This window comes from Enterobacter sp. MG-EB028 (assembly GCF_056673305.1).
On record NZ_CP195079.1, the window covers coordinates 606,916 to 623,409 of the forward strand.

General features: G+C 58.9%; 20 protein-coding genes. 11 read left to right on the forward strand and 9 right to left on the reverse strand.

The window, feature by feature from the left end:
• Positions 1-28: 28 nt before the first annotated feature.
• The gene (pdxR, locus tag ACR42C_RS02795) at positions 29-1,417 is read right to left on the reverse strand and encodes a MocR-like pyridoxine biosynthesis transcription factor PdxR (protein WP_479984720.1); all 1,389 of its coding nucleotides are present in this window, start codon (positions 1,415-1,417) and stop codon (positions 29-31) included.
• A gap of 101 nt (positions 1,418-1,518) precedes the next feature.
• Here pdxR and ACR42C_RS02800 point away from each other — a divergent pair, with 101 nt between their 5' ends.
• Positions 1,519-1,998 (forward strand): carboxymuconolactone decarboxylase family protein, encoded by a 480-nt coding sequence (locus ACR42C_RS02800; protein ID WP_014882392.1) that lies wholly within the window; start codon positions 1,519-1,521, stop codon positions 1,996-1,998.
• Here ACR42C_RS02800 and ACR42C_RS02805 read toward each other — a convergent pair.
• The gene (locus ACR42C_RS02805; protein ID WP_316379765.1) at positions 1,985-2,887 is read right to left on the reverse strand and encodes a LysR family transcriptional regulator; all 903 of its coding nucleotides are present in this window, start codon (positions 2,885-2,887) and stop codon (positions 1,985-1,987) included. The genes ACR42C_RS02800 and ACR42C_RS02805 overlap by 14 nt on opposite strands.
• A gap of 100 nt (positions 2,888-2,987) precedes the next feature.
• Here ACR42C_RS02805 and ACR42C_RS02810 point away from each other — a divergent pair, with 100 nt between their 5' ends.
• From ACR42C_RS02810 to ACR42C_RS02835, 6 genes are all read left to right on the forward strand, one after another.
• The gene (locus tag ACR42C_RS02810; RefSeq protein WP_316379764.1) at positions 2,988-4,403 is read left to right on the forward strand and encodes an aldehyde dehydrogenase family protein; all 1,416 of its coding nucleotides are present in this window, start codon (positions 2,988-2,990) and stop codon (positions 4,401-4,403) included.
• 75 nt (positions 4,404-4,478) lie between these two features.
• Positions 4,479-4,802, forward strand: a complete 324-nt coding sequence (locus ACR42C_RS02815) for an antibiotic biosynthesis monooxygenase family protein (RefSeq protein ID WP_163330745.1) — start codon at positions 4,479-4,481, stop codon at positions 4,800-4,802.
• Positions 4,803-4,870: 68 nt separating this feature from the next.
• A complete protein-coding gene (locus ACR42C_RS02820) occupies positions 4,871-5,566 on the forward strand; it encodes an ArsR/SmtB family transcription factor (RefSeq protein ID WP_479984721.1) in 696 nt (231 codons plus the stop codon).
• Between the two features lie 561 nt (positions 5,567-6,127).
• Positions 6,128-6,598, forward strand: coding sequence for a MarR family winged helix-turn-helix transcriptional regulator (locus tag ACR42C_RS02825; RefSeq protein WP_320721166.1), 471 nt, complete (start codon positions 6,128-6,130; stop codon positions 6,596-6,598).
• Positions 6,595-7,662: an HlyD family secretion protein gene (locus ACR42C_RS02830; RefSeq protein WP_320721184.1), complete on the forward strand. Its 1,068-nt coding sequence runs from the start codon at positions 6,595-6,597 to the stop codon at positions 7,660-7,662. The genes ACR42C_RS02825 and ACR42C_RS02830 overlap by 4 nt, the downstream gene beginning before the upstream one ends.
• Entirely contained in the window at positions 7,652-8,716 is a 1,065-nt protein-coding gene (locus tag ACR42C_RS02835; protein ID WP_045259544.1) for a DUF2955 domain-containing protein, read from the forward strand. The genes ACR42C_RS02830 and ACR42C_RS02835 overlap by 11 nt, the downstream gene beginning before the upstream one ends.
• On the opposite strand, the gene ACR42C_RS02840 is transcribed toward ACR42C_RS02835, so the two are convergent.
• Together ACR42C_RS02840 and ACR42C_RS02845 are read right to left on the reverse strand one after the other, a co-directional pair.
• Positions 8,707-9,087, reverse strand: a complete 381-nt coding sequence (locus ACR42C_RS02840; RefSeq protein WP_151413548.1) for a tautomerase family protein — start codon at positions 9,085-9,087, stop codon at positions 8,707-8,709. The two genes, ACR42C_RS02835 and ACR42C_RS02840, sit on opposite strands and share 10 nt — an antisense overlap.
• Positions 9,087-9,395 (reverse strand): carboxymuconolactone decarboxylase family protein, encoded by a 309-nt coding sequence (locus ACR42C_RS02845; RefSeq protein WP_320721167.1) that lies wholly within the window; start codon positions 9,393-9,395, stop codon positions 9,087-9,089. The genes ACR42C_RS02840 and ACR42C_RS02845 overlap by 1 nt, the downstream gene beginning before the upstream one ends.
• Positions 9,396-9,491: 96 nt before the next feature.
• On the opposite strand from ACR42C_RS02845, the gene ACR42C_RS02850 reads away from it, so the two are divergent.
• Positions 9,492-10,355, forward strand: a complete 864-nt coding sequence (locus tag ACR42C_RS02850; RefSeq protein ID WP_320721168.1) for a LysR substrate-binding domain-containing protein — start codon at positions 9,492-9,494, stop codon at positions 10,353-10,355.
• Here the strand turns inward: ACR42C_RS02850 and ACR42C_RS02855 are convergent.
• Complete coding sequence (locus ACR42C_RS02855; protein WP_479984722.1) at positions 10,345-11,613, reverse strand: DUF445 domain-containing protein; 1,269 nt, start codon at positions 11,611-11,613, stop codon at positions 10,345-10,347. The two genes, ACR42C_RS02850 and ACR42C_RS02855, sit on opposite strands and share 11 nt — an antisense overlap.
• A 170-nt stretch (positions 11,614-11,783) precedes the next feature.
• On the opposite strand from ACR42C_RS02855, the gene ACR42C_RS02860 reads away from it, so the two are divergent.
• Together ACR42C_RS02860 and ACR42C_RS02865 are read left to right on the forward strand one after the other, a co-directional pair.
• Positions 11,784-12,071 (forward strand): BrnT family toxin, encoded by a 288-nt coding sequence (locus ACR42C_RS02860; RefSeq protein WP_116342617.1) that lies wholly within the window; start codon positions 11,784-11,786, stop codon positions 12,069-12,071.
• Positions 12,058-12,360: a BrnA antitoxin family protein gene (locus ACR42C_RS02865; RefSeq protein WP_116342305.1), complete on the forward strand. Its 303-nt coding sequence runs from the start codon at positions 12,058-12,060 to the stop codon at positions 12,358-12,360. Before ACR42C_RS02860 ends, ACR42C_RS02865 begins: the two co-directional genes overlap by 14 nt.
• Positions 12,361-12,390: 30 nt before the next feature.
• Here the strand turns inward: ACR42C_RS02865 and ACR42C_RS02870 are convergent, their stop codons facing one another.
• Positions 12,391-13,029, reverse strand: a complete 639-nt coding sequence (locus tag ACR42C_RS02870; RefSeq protein WP_479984723.1) for a LysE family translocator — start codon at positions 13,027-13,029, stop codon at positions 12,391-12,393.
• A 47-nt stretch (positions 13,030-13,076) separates the two neighbouring features.
• Positions 13,077-13,820, reverse strand: coding sequence for an AraC family transcriptional regulator (locus tag ACR42C_RS02875; protein WP_320721174.1), 744 nt, complete (start codon positions 13,818-13,820; stop codon positions 13,077-13,079).
• A gap of 151 nt (positions 13,821-13,971) precedes the next feature.
• On the opposite strand from ACR42C_RS02875, the gene ACR42C_RS02880 reads away from it, so the two are divergent.
• On the forward strand, positions 13,972-15,342 hold the full coding sequence (locus ACR42C_RS02880) for an NAD-dependent succinate-semialdehyde dehydrogenase (protein WP_116342311.1): 1,371 nt from the start codon (positions 13,972-13,974) through the stop codon (positions 15,340-15,342).
• A gap of 44 nt (positions 15,343-15,386) precedes the next feature.
• Here ACR42C_RS02880 and ACR42C_RS02885 read toward each other — a convergent pair whose 3' ends face one another.
• Entirely contained in the window at positions 15,387-15,707 is a 321-nt protein-coding gene (locus ACR42C_RS02885) for a hypothetical protein (RefSeq protein WP_116342313.1), read from the reverse strand.
• Positions 15,707-16,252, reverse strand: a complete 546-nt coding sequence (locus tag ACR42C_RS02890) for a YfaZ family outer membrane protein (protein ID WP_116342315.1) — start codon at positions 16,250-16,252, stop codon at positions 15,707-15,709. Before ACR42C_RS02890 ends, ACR42C_RS02885 begins: the two co-directional genes overlap by 1 nt.
• Between the last annotated feature and the right edge of the window lie 242 nt (positions 16,253-16,494).

Below are 16,494 nucleotides of genomic sequence, written 5' to 3' on the forward strand. Positions count from 1 at the left end.
GTAAGGCGTAGCCGCCACCCGGCGACGTTCAGCTCAACAGCGCAAGCGTCTGCCGCTTCGGCCTTTCCAGCAAATCCAGCGCCTCCTGATACGACCGCACGTTGTTATAGCCCATCACCAGCCCGTAGCGTTTGCCCGACCCGCGATACCACTCCGAAAGCGCGTTCACCTGCAGCTGCTGTTCCTGCCAGCAGCGCGCCACTTCCCGGTCACAGCTTCCTTTGGTCAGGAACGCCACAACATGCATTCCGCCGTCGTTTTGCTCGGTGAAAAACAGATCGCCATACAACTCGCGCAGGGCGGCAATCATCCAGTCGCGGCGGGTCTGATACAGCGCGCGCATCTTTTTCAAATGACGGAAAAAATGCCCTTCGTTGAGAAACGCGGTGAGGATCTTTTGCGTCAGCACCGGCTGGCCGCTGGTGGTAATGTCCGCGCAGTCGGTAAAAGCCCCGACGGTGCTGGCGGGCATCACCACGTAGCCCATGCGCAGCGACGGCATGATGGTTTTACTGAAGGTGCCCATAAAAATCACCCGGTCATGCCGGTCGAGGCTTTTCAGCGACGGCAGCACCTTGCGGGTGTAGTGAAACTCTCCGTCATAATCATCTTCGATAATCCACGCTTCGTTCTGGCTGGCCCAGTCGAGCAGCTGCTGCTTGCGCGGCAGCGAGAGCGTCACCGCCAGCGGGCTCTGGTGCGACGGGGTGACGATGGCAAAACGCGCGTCGCGATGGTGACGGAGCAGGTACTCGGTATCGATACCCGAACGATCGACCGGCACCGTGTGCAGGCGCGGCACGATCCGCTTGAGCAGTTGCTGGCCCATAAAATAGCCCGGATCCTCAAACACCACCTTGTCGCTACGGCTGGCGAGGGTGTCGAGGATCAGCCGCAGGCTGCCGCTGTAGCCGCTGGTGATCAGCACCTGTTCGGCGCTGCAGGACAGCCCACGTGAAATGTTGAGATAGCTGGCGATGGCCTGGCGCAGCGGATACCAGCCCAGCACCGGCGGGTTGAGCATCTCTTCCTGACGCATGGCGCGCGTCGCCTGGCCCGCCAGCAGCAGCCATTTTTTATACGGGAAGCTGTCGAGGGCGGGGATGCCGGGGCGCAGAAACCCCGCCCGCTCTCGCTGGCTAATGAGCGATGCCGGAAGCGCTCCGGTGGGCTGTTCCGCAGGGGCAGGCTTATCTGGCAGCAGTAAATCGGGGTTAACCCGCGTGCCGCGCGCGCCCTGGCTCACCAGATACCCTTCACCCGTCAGAATGGCATACGCCGTTTCGACGGTTTTACGCGCCACCTTCAACTCTTCCGCCAGAACGCGGATGGCAGGCACCTTATCGCCCGGCTTCAGCACCCCACGCGTGATGTTGTCGCGATAGCGGGTATAAATCTCGTAATAGCCCGGCTTCATGTCCTACCTCATTTCACGCTTTTTGTATCTTTTTACTATGTCATGAACGGCGTAGATTTGCCTCATCGCATGACACATGCCGCACAAAAAGAGGAAAGACAATGAGCACTCGCGTTAACCACCATAAAGTTACACCTGCCCTCGCCAACGCGCTGTCTGCCCTGAGCATGGAGGTGGCAAAAACCTCCATCGACCCGGCGCTGAAGCATCTGATCGACATTCGCGTATCGCAGCTGAACGGCTGTACCTTCTGCCTGGATATGCACTCGAAAGAGGCCAAAATTGCCGGCGAGCGCGAGCTGCGCCTGTACCATCTGGCGGCCTGGCGCGAGTCCCCGCTGTTCAGCGCCCGGGAGAAAGCCGCGCTGGCCTTCACCGAAGCGCTGACCCAGATTGGCGTTCACGGCGTGAGCGACGCGCTGTACCGCAGCGTGGCGGAGCACTTCTCGGACGTGGAGATTTCAGAGCTGAACTTCGCCATCGTGGCGATCAACGCCTGGAACCGTCTGGGGATCACCTCCCGCATGGCGCCGGGCTCGCTGGACGCGGCTTACGGGCTGAATAAGGCTAACCTGGAATAGTTCCGCGCTCGCGGATCATCGCCACCAGCGCCCGTAATCCAGGCGGGACGTGGCGATGGCCGGGGTAATAGAGGCGCAGCCCGGCAAAGGGCTGCGCCCAGTCGTTTAACACGCTAACCAGTTCTCCACGCTCAAGCTCTTCCCGGATATACAGTTCCGGCAAAAATCCCACACCTAATCCCGCTTTTACAGCGCGGATCGAGGCAAAAAGATCGGATGTCGCAAAGCGCGGCGGTACGGCAAGGGCGTACGTTTCCCCCCGACGCGCCAGCTCCCAGCGGTAGATCCCGCCGTGGGCCATGCGCATGCCGATCCCCTGATGTGAAAGCAGATCGTCCGGCGTCTGCGGAATGCCGTGACGGGCAAAATAGTCCGGCGTGGCTGTGACCAGCTGGCGGATCTCTCCGGTCAGCGGCACGGCGATCATATCCTGCGGCACGGACTCTTCGAGGCGGATCCCCGCGTCATAGCCTTCCGCGACGATGTCGATCATCTTCGCTTCGCTCACCGTTTCCACGCGCATCTTCGGATAGCGGATCATAAAGTCGATCAGCAGTTGGTCCAGAAACAGAGTGCCGATATGGTTCGGCACGTTCAGACGCAGCGTGCCGGCGGGTTCCCCGGTGTCGCTGTGGATCTCCTCGCCGGCGAGACGGATCTCCTGCAGGGCCGGGCCGATACGCGCCACGTAGCGCTGTCCGGCGTCGGTGAGCGCCACGCTGCGGGTGGTGCGGTTAAAGAGGCGGGTATCAAGGCGGCTCTCCAGCCCGGCGATGGCGTTGCTTACCGCCGTGGCGGACATGCCCAGCTCCTGCGCCGCGCCGCGAAAGCTGCCGCGCCGCACCACCGCCATGACCACTTCCAGCTCTGTCAGACCTGAACGATGCATAGATTATCCTGAAAATCGAAACAACCCTTGCAGCATAGCGTGGATTATCGCAACGGAGAAGCCGTGCCAGACTGTGCTCACACAGCCTGAGGAGGTTTATATGCACACCATCGAACAGATCTTTATTAACGGCGAATTTGTTACCCCGCACGGCACCGAGTGGTTTGATTTGTACAACCCGGCGACGGCGCAGGTTATAGGGCAGGTACGTCTGGCGGATGAGGTTGACGCAGAGCGCGCCGTTGCGGCGGCAAAAGCGGCGTTTCCGGCGTGGTCGAAGACCACAAAGCAGGAACGCATCGCGGCGCTGAAGCGCATGCACGCCGCCGTGGCCGCTCGTCACGACGATCTGCTGGAAGCGGTCATCGAAGAGTACGGCGCCCCCGCCTCGCGCTCGGCGTGGATGGCCAGCTATCCGGCGGAAGTGATTGCTCAGGCCATCGAGGCGCTGGAGGCGTTTGAGTTCGTCACCTCCGCAGGCGCTGCAACGGTGCAGATGACGCCGCTTGGGGTGGCCGGGCTTATCACACCCTGGAACAGCGACGCCGGGTTTATCTGCGGCAAGCTGGCGGCCGCGCTGGCGGCGGGCTGCACGGCGGTCATCAAGCCGAGCGAAATGAGCGCCCTGCAAACGCAGATTGTCACCGAAGCGCTGCGCGACGCCGCACTGCCGCCGGGCGTGTTTAACATCGTCACCGGACGCGGCGAGACGGTAGGTGAGACCATCAGCCGCCATCCGGACGTGGCAAAAATCTCGTTTACCGGCTCCACGAATACCGGCAAAGCGATCCTGCGCAATGCGGCGGAGAGCTTTAAGCGCGTAACGCTGGAGTTAGGCGGTAAATCGCCGACCATCCTGCTGGATGATGTGGATCTGGCGCAGGCGATCCCGCTGGTGATTCAGGCCGGGTTTATGAACAGCGGGCAGGCGTGCGTGGCCGGAACGCGCATTCTGGTGCCGCAGGCGCGTAAGGCGGAGATTGAAACCGCGCTGGCGCAGGCCGTGGCGGCGGTGAAATCCGGCGACCCGCGCGACAGCGCGACGGACGTCGGCCCTATGGTCAGCGAAAAGCAGTGGCAGCGGGTGCAGGGCTATATCCGTAAAGGCATCGAAGAGGGGGCGCATCTGCTGGCGGGTGGTGAAGGGAGACCGGACGGGACGCGAGACGGCTGGTTTGTGCGCCCGACGCTGTTTACCGACGTGAACAACCGGATGACGATTGCCCGTGACGAGATTTTTGGCCCGGTGCTGTGCGTCATCCCCTATCGTGACGAGGCGGAGGCTGTTGCGATTGCCAACGACACGGACTACGGCCTGAGCGCGATGGTGCTGGGCGGCGATGCGGAGCGCGCGCGCCGCGTAGCGCAGCAGATTGTCTCCGGTCGCGTGCTGGTGAACACCCTTGCCCATGAACCGAAAGCGCCGTTCGGCGGGTTTAAGCACTCCGGCGTGGGGCGCGAGATGGGCGAGTGGGGGATTAGGGCGTTTATGGAGCCGAGGTCGGTCCTGGGCTAAAACTTCGCTCTTTACCGAAGCATTGTGCTTTTCCATCCTGCATTCTCTCCTCAACATCACAGCGGAGAGACCCTCATGATCGCAGTCATTTTCGAAGCCAAAGCCGCGCCTGCCCATCAGGCGCGCTACCTGCAGCTTGCCGCAGAGCTTAAGCCTTTGCTGGCCGACATCGACGGCTTTATTGATATCGAACGGTTCCAGAGCCTGACGACCGACGGCAAAATCCTGTCCCTTTCCTGGTGGCGGGATGAAGAGGCCGTCCGCCGCTGGAAGCAGAACGTTTTCCATCAGGCGGCGCAGGCCGAAGGGCGGGAGTCGATTTTTACTTTCTACCGTATTCGGGTGGCGCAGCTGGTGCGGGAGTACAGTTCCGAAACCGGAGGGCACGCGGATGTATGACGTTCACCTTATTCTGCTGACGGATAATGATAAGCTGGCCGCAGAGATCACCAAACCCTGGGCGACATATGTTAAAAACGAGCCTACCTCCTGATAACAGCGCGGCGCTGGAGCAGGCCATTGCGGCGGTGGCGGCGGCAATGGCCGATCCGTCGCGCGTGAAGATGCTGTGTGCGCTGATGGACGGGCGGGCGTGGACCGCCACCGAACTGAGCACCGCGGCAGACGTTGCGCCGTCGACCGCCAGCGGGCATCTCGCCCGGCTGGTGGAGGGAAAGTTGATCACCTGCCTGTCTCAGGGGCGGCATCGCTACTATCGCCTGGCGGGGCACGACGTGGCGGCGCTGGTCGAGCAGATGATGGGGCTCTCCTGGAGCCGCATTGCGCCGCCGGAAACCACCGCGCCGAAGGCCATGCGGGAAGCGCGGACCTGCTACGACCATCTTGCCGGAACGGTCGCGGTGCAAATCTATGATTTCATGCAGGCAGAAGGCTGGCTGGAGTCAGACGGTTCAGCGCTCACACTGCATGGCCGGGAGCAGTTTATGAAGCTTGGGATTCCGCTAAATCCTAATACCCGTCGCAAGGCCTGCTGCGCCTGTCTGGACTGGAGCGAGCGGCGGTTTCACCTTGGCGGTGAGGCAGGCGCGGCGCTGCTTATTCATCTGGAAAGCAAAGGGTGGATACAGCGGGTGCCGGGGTACAGGGAGGTAGTGGTGACGGCGTCGGGGAAGGTTGCCGTCAGGAAGTATTTTAGCCGCTAAATTCCTCTGCGGGCTGAGGAATCCCCAGTAATTTCTCTACCTGAAGCGATGGATGTTGCTTCAGGAAAATGAATGGCTTTCAGCGACGCCCTGGTCCGGCTGTAAATCGCTGAGGCGTTTCCTGCAGGCCGGGGCGAGGCGCAGGGATGCGCCGAGAGGGCGGGCTTTACATGGATGTTGCCTCCGCCCGTCCCCGATAAGCCGAAAGGAATAAGCCGAGGGCACCGCGAAGCGGCGATTTACCGCCGGGAGCCCGGGTCGCCAGGGCGGCGGCGATTGAGCCGCCCTGGCACGTTCACCGGTACAGGAATCAAAGAGTAGCAAGGAACATAAGGTGAACGGAATGACCACCAGAGCCGTATGTTCCCCCTCACCCCAGCCCTCTCCCTCAAGGGAGAGGGGGTCGTCCGTGCTGGCATTCTTTTGTGGGGATCCCTCAGCCCACAGGGAGAGAGGGAGAGCGGGAACATCCTTTTCGCAATTCCTGCGCTTTTACCTCTCGTTTCTTGATACTTATCCTGATAACTATTATCTTGCCTGCGTGTGACGAGAGGTTTCCCCATGAGTGAAGAAGAACTGTTTAGCCGCAGGCCGATGGGCATGCGGATGGCGATGATCGTGCGCCAGTGGCGTGCGGTGATCGATGACGCCATTCTCGATACCGGGTTAACCCAGTCGAGCTGGACGGTGATGATGCAGCTTCATCAGCTTGGGGATAACGTTTCAATGAGTGAGCTGGCGGAGGTGCAGGGTATTGAACTGCCGCCGCTGATGCGCACCCTGACACAGCTGGAAAAACAGGGTTACCTGCTGCGCACCACATCGCCTTATGACAAGCGCATCCGGCTTCTGACGCTGACGCCTGAGGGAAAAGCCATATTAACAAGGCTCACTCAGGTGATTGAGACCTATCAGGCGCGCGTATCGCAACACATCGCGCCGGAACATATCGAGATTTTCAGCGCTACGTTGAATCAAATCGCCTGCAATTTGCGGACAATCCGCGAAGAAGACAACAAGACCGAAAAATAATGACCCCTGAACAAAAGTTTGCCCGCTGGGTAAGGGTGAGTATTGCCTCTTTCCTGCTGATGTTTATCTATTTTGTCGTCGCGGATATCTGGATCCCGCTGACGCCGGACTCCACCGTGATGCGCGTGGTGACGCCGGTTTCTCCGCGCGTCTCCGGCTACGTGGCGGCGGTACATGTCCACAACAACAGCCAGGTGAAGAAAGGCGATCTGCTGTTTGAGCTCGACGATACGCCGTTTCGCAATAAAGTGGAGGCGGCGCAAATCGCGCTGGAGCAGGCACGCCTGTCCAACGAACAGCTGGACGCGCAGATCGCCGCCGCGCAGGCCAGCCTGAAAACCGCGGTGCTGACGGCGCGGAACGACAAAGTGACCTTTGACCGCTACCAGAAGCTGAGCACGTTACAGAACGTTTCGCAGGCAGATCTGGATAAAGTTCGCACCGCCTGGCAGAGCAGCGAGCAGTCCGTCAGCTCCATTCAGGCCAACATCCGGAACCTGCGCATCCAGCGCGGCGAGCGCGAAGAGCACCGCAACGTGACGCTGCAAAAATACCGCAACGCGCTGGATGAAGCAGAGCTGAACCTCGGCTGGACGAAGGTCTACGCCCAGGCGGACGGCACGGTCAGTAACCTGCAGTTAAGTCCCGGTTTTTATGCCTCATCCGGCTCTGCCGCGCTGGCGCTGGTAAACAACCAGACCGATATCGTGGCCGATTTCCGCGAGAAGAGCCTGCGCCATACCCATCAGGGCACCGATGCCGTCGTGGTGTTTGACGCCTTCCCGGGGCAGGTGTTCCGCGCCCACGTGGCCAGCAGTGACGCGGGGATCCTCGCAGGCCAGGAGGCGGTTAACGGCCAGCTCTCCCAGCCGGAGACCTCTAACCGCTGGGTACGAGACGCCCAGCGCATGCGCATTCACGTCACGCTGGATGATTCGCTGCCGAAGCCGCTGCCAACCGGCGCGCGGGCAACCGTGCAGCTCTACAACAGCGAAGGGCCGTTTGCGCGCTTCTTCTCAGGGATGCAGATCCACCTGGTGAGCCTGCTGCACTATGTCTATTAATACGCTGGCGCGGGTGTTCACCCCGCACGGCAACATCGTCTATACGGCAAACGACTTTCGCCAGACCCTGCGCATCGTCTTTGCCGGGATGATTGCCCTGAGCATATCGAGCTTCTACAACACCAGCTATGGCGTGTTTTTCGTGGTCTACCCGATCATGCTGCTGTCGCTGGTGCCGGTCTTTAACCGCCACGTGGCGAAGCAGTTTATCTTCAGCGCATCGCTAAACTGCGTCGAAATGGTGATTATCATCGGCTATCTGTCGCAATGGCCGGTTATCATGACGCTGGTGGTGTTTGCCCTGTACGTGATGCGTTTTCGTTTTATGAGCAAAGGGCCGCTGTTCCTGTTTGGCTCGATGGGCGTGGTGTGCCAGAGCGTAATGCTCAACTTTATGAGCTACCCCACCACCAACTGGCACACGCTGCTGTTTTCCAACATCGAAGCGAGCGTGATGGCGGTGTGCCTGAGCGCGCTGATGAACTACCTGCTGCCAGACGTTGAGCCCCGCAAGCCGCCGCCGCTGATTGAGAAAGACGACGCCCGCGTGCGCCACGAGTCGCTGCTCTCCGGCAGCGTCGCGACGATGATTTTCGTGGTGTTTCAGATTAGCGACTTAAGCGATTCGCTCTCTGCGCTGATGGCGGGGATCCTGATCCTGTTCCCGATGCACTATCGCGGCGCGGTGATGAGCTCCATCTGGCGCGTGGTCGGGGTGGTGCTGGGCTGCCTCTATATTCTGGTGGTGCAGCTTATCCTTTACGATCACAGCAGCCATATGCTGCTGATGATGCCGCTGATTGGCCTCGGGCTGGCGTTTGGCGCGCGTCTGCACGTGATGGAGAAAGTGGGCGCGGGGGTGGGTTTTTCCAGCATCACCACCATCGGCATTATGTTCGGGCAGAACATGCACCCGGACAGCGATCTGGTGTTCAGCGATCTCTACCGCATCACCTCCGTGACATTTTCGCTGGTGGCGACGCTGACGATGGTCTTTCTGGTGCATTTGATCCTCAACCGCTTCGCTGCCACGCGCTACGTCATTCAGGGCTGATAGCGTATACCGCCGCTGAAGCTCCAGTCTTCAGCGGCAGTAAACTGGATAACGACCATCACGTCCCCACCATCGATGCCCATCTTCTGATTCAGTTGCGCAGCCAGCTGGCGATAGAGGGAAGCTTTCTGTTCATTGCTCCTCGGCTTACCGGCCACGATATTGAATAATATCGCCCCCTCCGTTCTGCCCGTGCTGAGATAGTGCCGGTCAATGTATCGATCCCCGGCAGCGAAGCATTCAAAAAAATGAAACCGGTCCTGCGCGGGAACGGCGAAGGTTTCCGTGAGCGCCTGGTGCAGAATGTCCGAGATCTGTTTTTTCTGCATCTCGGTATAGCGGTCACCCGTCATGATGCGAACAAACGGCATTATTTTTTCTCCTCTGCCAGGCAGGTCAGAGCGCTGACGGCTGCCGGCCAGCCTGCGTAAAATGCCAGGTGGGTAAACGCTTCGGCAATCTCGTCGTCCGTCACGCCGTTTTGTCGGGCGAAGTCGATATGCCAGGGAAGCTGCGCGGTGCGCCCCAGGGCGGCCAGTGCGGCAAGCGTGATCAGGCTGCGGTCCCGCGGGGTCAGCTGCGGACGCTGCCAGATATCGCCAAAAAGCACCTGCTGGCTGAGTTCCGCCAGTTTAGGGGAGACCTGCGCAAGCGTGTCGCGATTCAGTGTTGTATTCATTTTTTTCCTCCTGTTGTCTGGCAATGACTCTCGCAGGCTGCCACCATAAAGAAAATCGCAATGTTTCGGACGAAACGTCCCGAAAATGAGGATGATATGGATAAACGGTTTTCAGTATTAGACCTGGACGCGCTGCGCAGCTTTGTGGAGGGTATTCAGTCCACCAGCTTTGCCGTGGCGGCGGACAGGCTGTGCCGGTCTACCTCTGCGGTTAGCGCCCAGCTAAAAAAGCTGGAGCAGCAGTGCGGCGTGGCGCTCACCGTGAAGCAGGGGCGAACGCTGGCGCTGACCCCGGAGGGTGAAATTTTGCTGAGCTACGCCCGACGCATGCTGGCGCTAAATGATGAAGCGCTCCGGGCAATCAAGGGAGAGCAGCTGCAGGGAGAAGTGCGTCTGGGTATGCAGGAGGACTTCGGGGAGTCCGTGATGCCGCAGGTGCTCGGCGATTTTAACAGACAGCACCCTGAGCTCCGGTTGACCGCACGCGTCGAACGCAACCAGCCGCTGCTGCGGGGTGTTGAGGCAAACGAACTCGATCTGGCGATGGTCTGGCAGGAAGGACGAGAAGGCGACTATGTGCGCAGCGAACCGCTGGTATGGATTTGCCGGTCCCGTGAGGACGTTGAAGCACTTTTGCAACGAGGGGAGCCGCTGCCGCTGGTGATGTTTGACGCGCCCTGCCTTCTGCGCAGCCGAGCCATCGCGGCGCTGGATTCGGCAGGTATACCCTGGCGTATCGCTTTTACCAGCCATAGCCTGAGCGGGCTGTGGGCGGGCGTCAGCGCGGGGCTGGGGATTACGCTTCGCACAGGTATTGGCCTGCCAGAGACCTTACAGATCGACAACCGCCTGCTGCCCTACGCAGGAGAGCTGGGGATTGCGCTGCATCAGGGGAGCGCCTCCGCCGATGCAGCTATTACCAGCATGAAGGCGCTGATCCTCAGGACGCTCAATGGATAAGCGTCGGAATTTGCGAGAGTAAAAACAGGATCAGACCAATCGTCCCGCCCACCAATGTGCCGTTGACGCGGATAAACTGCAGATCTTTACCGATGTTAAGCTCAATCTGGCGGGACATGTCTTTGGCGTCCCAGCTTTTGACCGTGTCGCTGATGTGGCGGGTCAGGAAGGCCGCGAAATCCGGCGCGACGCGGTGCGCGGCCTGCTCCAGATGCTCGTTCAGCGACGCGCGCAGGCTGGCATCGTTAGACAGCGTTTCGCCAAACCACAGCCCGGCGTTGGCGATGCGCTGCTTCACCCGCGAGTCCTCGCTCTGCATATCCGCCTTCAGCCACTGGCGCAGGTCGGCCCACATCTCTCCCAGATAGCGGTTAAACGCCTCGTCGTTTTTCAGGTAGTGCTTGATGTTGTCGGCTTTGGCCGCCATCTCCGGGTCGTTTTTCAGGTTGTCGATAAGCTTCAGCGTGGCGCGGTCAAACGCCTGACGGATCTGGTGCGTGCGGTCGTGGCTGATATCGTCCAGCAGCGTATTCACCGCGTTTGACACCATCTCCGCGCTTTGATCGCCCAGCCACTCGGTGGGCAGCACCATCGCCTTGCGCGGGTGTTCGGTCTTCAGCCAGTGGACGATCTGGTCAGAGATAAACTCTCGCGTGCTTTCCCGCTGAATCAGGGTAATCAGGCGGTTGATGATGGCGTCCAGCAGCACCTGGTGGCGGTTGTTTTTGGTCATGCTCTCCAGCATCACGGCGCTGGTCTCGGTGAAATCCACCTTGTCGATGGCCTTATGCACCGCCCGTTTAAGCAGGCGCTGAATGCGTCCGTCATCGGTCAGTTCGAGAAAACCACTCATCACCTGCATCAGATGCAGCCCGACGCGCTGGGCGTTGTCGGGCTTGCTGAACCAGGCGCCAATCATTTGCGCGGGTTCATAGCGGCGGATCAACGCGACCAGCGACTGGGTATCGAGAAATTTCTCCTGCACAAACTGGCCGAGATTGTCGCCGATCCGGTCCTTATTGCGCGGGATAATCGCCGTATGGCGCGAGATAAATGGAATGGGCACCCGGCGGAACAGCGCGACGACGGCAAACCAGTCCGCCAGCGCGCCGACCATCGCCGCCTCGGCAATGGCCTTCACGCCGCGCACCCAGAAGGTTTGCGGCAGGAACAGGGTGGTGATAAACGCCGCGGCGGCAACCAGCAGCAGCGACAGCGCAAGAAGCTTGGCGCGTTTGAGTTCAGCGATTTTTTCCATGGGTTAAGGATAGAGGGAAGCGGGGGGAAAGTGCAAAGAAGGAGAAGGACCTCCGCGTTTCAGCTTCTGGAATACGCCTTCAGAAAATGAAATTGAACGATGTCGACCGGTTCAATTTACGAACGTTTTGTATATGCTTTTTTGTATATACAATAAGGGAAGGGTACACTATGCCAACGGAGTTTGAATGGGATACCAACAAAGCGAAAAGTAATCTTATTAAGCATGGGATCCACTTTGAAGAGGCTGTTCTGGTGTTTGACGATCCTTACCATTTATCTCTGCAGGATCGTCATGAAAATGGAGAGTTCCGTTGGCAGACCATTGGTCTTGTACATGGTCTAATTGTCATTATGGTCGCACACACGGTACGTTTTGAAAGTGGTGACGAAGTCATTCGAATCATTAGCGCACGAAAGGCGAACCGTAAAGAGAGGAGCCGTTATGAGCATGGTTAAACATAAACGCGGTAGTGCGCCTGAGGTTAGTGCTCGTCGTGAGGCTGAGCTCAAAGCACTCGCCGAAAAATCGGAAGCAGAGATTGATTACAGCGATATCCCTGCCACGGGGGATGAACAGTGGTCAGGGGCGGTGCGAGGGAAGTTCTATCGACCACTCAAAACTCAGGCATCTGTACGTATCGACGCTGACGTGATGGAGTGGCTTAAACGGCCTGGAAAAGGTTATCAGACGAGGCTCAATGCTATTTTGCGTGAAGCAATGCTGCGCGATCAAAACAAAAAATAAGCAATGGGCGGCGTCAGGCTGCCCGCTATCTCAGCGTATAATTTCCAGTAGCCGCCACAGCACCCACCCCCCAAACCCCATCAACACCACCCCCGCCGTGCGCTCAATCCACCACAGCGAACGGCTGAGCTTCTGTTGCACCGCCGATAAGCCCATCAGCGTCACCAGCGCCAGATCCCACGCCAGCACTACCATTACCATCCAGACGCCGCAGGTCGCCTGCTGAAGCAGCGTGACGTCCGGCCCCAGCAGCGCCTTCATCAGCGCCAGATAGAACAGCGCGTTCTTCGGGTTAAGCAGCGCCGAACCGAGCCCCAGCAGGATCTGCTTCATCAGAGAAGGGCACCGCTGTCGGGTTTCTGCAAGCGCCAGCGCCTGCGGCCGGCTGCGCACCAGATGCGAGCCGATCCACAGCAGGTACAGCGCGCCGCAAAGTTCGATAAGCGTAAACAGCCACGTAAACTGGCGCAGCGCGCTCCAGCCGATAATCACCAGAACAATATAGAGCGCGTTACTCGCGGCGATGCCGACGCACAGCCCGGCGCTGCCGCGCAGTCGATAGCGCGCCGCGTAGCCCACAAGCAGGAAAAAATCCGGGCCCGGGCTCAACAGCGCAACAAAATGCGCCAGCGCCAGAGCGGGAAAAGCGGAAGGGAAGAACAGTTCCATAGCGACCTCAGTTAACCATCTGAGGACAGGCTATGGCGCTGCAGAACCTATTTATTGTCTGATATTGATCGGCCCGTGGCGTACTGGCGCGGCGTGGCGGCGGTATAGCTGACGAAGGTCTTATGAAAATGGCTCTGGTCGGCAAAGCCGCTCTGGTAGCCGACGTCGGCGATGTCGTCCCCGGCGCGCAGCCGCGCTTTGGCGAACTCCACGCGGGAGATGTTGAGGAAGCTGCCCGGCGTCAGGCCGGTGTCCTGCCGGAAGGTGCGGATCAGCGTCTCCTTGCGCAGCGAGAAGCGTTGGGCAAGTTCGTCGAGAGAGGGCGGGCTGGTGAGATTGGAAAGAAACGCCTCCTGAACCTGCTGGCTGGTTGGCCGAAGCGCGTCTGCGTTATCCGCGCAGCGGGGAAGGGCAGAAAGCAGCGCCTCCACGGACACTGGAGACATTGTCTTAACGACGTCCAGGTAACGGGCAAACAGGGCAGGGTTACGAATCACCTGTAGCGCCAGAGGAAGATCGGTGTCGATATAGAGCATATGGTAGCTGCGCGGCTGCCCGTCGACGGGGTTGCAGCTGTGCGGCGCATAAGCCGGGATCGCAATCAGGTCCCCGGGATGAAGAATGTACTCTTGATCATGGCACACGCAGCAGGTCTGGCCCTCAACAATCGCCCCGATGGAGAGTTGAGGGTGACAGTGGCGTTTGTACGCCTGCGTGCTTTGCCAGGTGCTGCGCAGCTCAAGGCCCCTGGCGCGGTGAAAAGTCTGGCGAACGTGTCGGGTATCGGTCATGGAAACTCCTTCTGGACGTTTTTTATACCACGTCAGCGAACCGTCCGGCACTGCTTAACTCAGAACCTTCCGGATATACCCAACTTTACGTCCACAGCCAGTCATGTTGACTACCCTTAATACCCTAAGCGGTAAAACATGGAGATTCGATATGGCTTATCAGACAGTAAATCCTGCCACTAACCAGCTCATCAAAGAATACCCCTCACATACCGACGCGGATATCGAAGCGGCGCTCAGAGCGGCCGATGCGCTTTATCATTCCGAGTGGGCGAAAGGCGACATCAACCAGCGCCTGCCGGTGCTGCATAAGCTCGCCGACTTGATCGACGAGCGCGTGGAGGATCTGGCGAAAATTGCCAGCCAGGAGATGGGTAAGCTCATCGAACAGAGCCGCGGCGAGGTGAAGCTGTGCGCGCAGATCGCCCGCTACTACGCCGACAACGCGAAGCAGTTCCTGGCCCCGGTGAAGTATGACTCTGAACTCGGGGAAGCGTGGGTGGAGCATCACCCCATCGGCGTGCTGATGGCCGTTGAGCCGTGGAACTTCCCGTATTATCAGCTGATGCGCGTTCTGGCGCCGAACCTGGCGGCGGGGAACCCCGTCATCGCCAAGCATGCCAGCATCGTGCCGCACTGCGCCGAGACCTTTGCGCACCTGGTGCGCGAGGCGGGGGCGCCGGAAGGGGCGTGGACCAACCTGTTTATCTCGTCCGAGCAGGTGGCGAACATCATTGCCGACGATCGCGTACAGGGCGCAGCGCTGACCGGCTCTGAAAAGGCCGGCAGCGTGGTGGCCGCGCAGGCGGCGAAGCACATCAAAAAATCTACGCTGGAGCTGGGCGGTAACGACGTCTTCGTCGTGCTGGATGATGCAGACCTTGAGAAGGCCGTCAAAATTGGCGTGAATGCGCGACTCAACAATGCCGGGCAGGTCTGCACCGCGGCGAAGCGCTTTATTCTGCATGAGAAGATTGCGGATGCCTTCCTGAGCAAATTCACCGAAGCGTTTAAGCAGGTGAAAATTGGCGATCCGCTGGACGAGAGCACCACGCTGGGGCCGCTGTCGTCTAAAGATGCGCTGGAAACGCTCACCAGACAGGTTAACGAGGCGGTGAAAAACGGTGCCACACTGCACTATGGTGGCAAGCCGGTGCAGCGCGACGGGAGCTTCTTCGAACCGACGATCCTGACGAATATCTCCCGCGACAACCCGGCGTACTTTGAAGAGTTCTTCGGCCCGGTAGCGCAAATGTACGTGGTCAAAAACGACGACGAGGCGGTCGCCCTGGCAAACGACTCCCACTACGGCCTGGGCGGGGCGGTGTTCAGCCAGGATATCGAGCGCGCGAAGAAAATGGCGTCGCGGATCGAGACCGGGATGGTGTATATCAACTGGCTCACCGATACCGCGCCAGAGCTGCCGTTCGGCGGCGTGAAGCGCTCCGGCTACGGGCGCGAGCTGTCGGATCTGGGTATCAAAGAGTTTGTGAACCAGAAGCTGGTGGTGGTGCGTAAGTAAGAGGTAATAAAAAACCTGCCAGCCGGCAGGTTTTTTTAAAGGGATTATTGCACTTCGATCTTGTCCCAGCCGCTTTTAAACATGCAGCTGTCGACTAACGTATCCCGGCGATATTCATTCGCGTCTTCTACCGTGTAGCTCGTGGAAATATCCTTTTTCTTGTTCTTTTTGTCCGTTTTTTCCGAGCTCGAACCGGTCACTACGTTATCCGGGGGCAGATCGATCAGGGCCTGTGCTTCGCATTCCGTGAGCTTTTTATTCATCTCAGTATCGCTGACGCCTGGTTTTACCCATTTGTACTGGACGCACCCGGTGAGCATCAGCGTGAGGCTCAAAACGCAAAGCGCGGTGATGCGGTGTTTCATCAGAAGCTGACTCCACCGCCTACATATGCGCCGTCAATCAGGGTGTGGTTTGGACGACCATCTTTGCCGTCAACGCTCACGTGGCGGTAGCCCACTTTCAGCGTAACCGGTTTGATTGGGGTCCAGCTTACGCCGCCGTTGGCTTCCACGTAATTTTTCACGCTGTTGTTCAGGCCTTCTGGTGCCGCATAGCCTTCACCGTACACGTGGATGCTGTCGGTCAGCGCAACGTTTACGCCGCCGCCAATCGGGAAAGCAACGCCGTTATCGCCTTTTTTCGGGCCGATGTAGATGGCTTTTGCGCCCGCGTTCAGCATCACCGGGCCCACTTCCAGGTTGTAACCTGCGCCCACGCCGCCAGTCTGGGTACCGTCGTCGGTGTTTTTCAGCCAGTTACTTTCGAGATAAACACCGGATGAGGATTTCCCCATTTCCAGATTGAGGTTGGTAAAGTTTTTACCCTGTTCAATGCTGCCGCCCATTGCCAGTGCGGAACCTGATACGGCAGCCAGAGCAGAAAGGAGAAGGATATTCATTTTTTTCATGTTTCGTGCCTCATCATCAAATTAATCTGGGGGCACCTTAACAAGCGATGTTTATGACTGCAAATGTGATGCAAATCGACTTTTAATGCTGGTATTGTTAATTTTTTTATCTTTATTTGTAACGCCAAGGTTGGGTTGTTGGTGTGTCAACGCACAAATTTCAGGCGTTGAGGAACAGTTTAATTTTGTGACTAAACGAAATCTGAACGAGCCGGGGATAGTAATTTGAGATGAATTAATTG